The 594-nt window shown below is 59.4% G+C and carries 1 pseudogene; it reads left to right on the forward strand.

The window, feature by feature from the left end:
• Window positions 1-168: 168 nt before the first annotated feature.
• Window positions 169-594: pseudogene (locus GM676_RS31350) on the forward strand (hypothetical protein); the annotation flags it as partial.

Below are 594 nucleotides of genomic sequence, written 5' to 3' on the forward strand. Positions count from 1 at the left end.
CTAATCGCTGATATTTCACGCTAGCGCAGGAATAAACGGAACTAAAAGCGCGCGTCATCGCTCTAATAACTATGCACCACAGATATTTTAGTAACCCATAGCGCGCTGTAGTAACGCTTAGCCGGAACTAGTAGCGCTTAGTAAAACGCCTTTTTTCGGAGACCCATCATGGGTGCTGTCACCTTCCCCTACCGCCTGCCGAATGAACTGATGGAGGAATTTGGTGCTTTCACCGGCCTGCACTGGTGCGGCTGGGAGATCGAGCCGGTTATTTGCGACGCCATCCGCGCCTACATGCAACCTCAGCCCGCGGCGCAATCGCAATCGCAGCAGTTGGCCGCCGCCGACACCGGCTATCAATGGAAGCAAGTCTTTCTGCCGGAGGGCACCCGGCTGCGCGCCAGCTTTGGCCGCGCGCCGTATTTCGCGGTGGTCCAGGGCAGCGAAATCCGCTGCGGCGACCAATCGCTGTCGCCGTCCGCCTTCGCCAACCTGAAGGGCAGCGGCAACCGCAACGCCTGGAAAGCCGTCTGGCTGCGCTTCCCGGGCAACCAGCAATGGATACTGGCCGACACCTGCCGCGCGCAGCAGAAA

It is taken from the genome of Duganella radicis, from assembly GCF_009720825.1.
In the GTDB taxonomy this organism is placed as follows: domain Bacteria; phylum Pseudomonadota; class Gammaproteobacteria; order Burkholderiales; family Burkholderiaceae_D; genus Rugamonas; species Rugamonas radicis.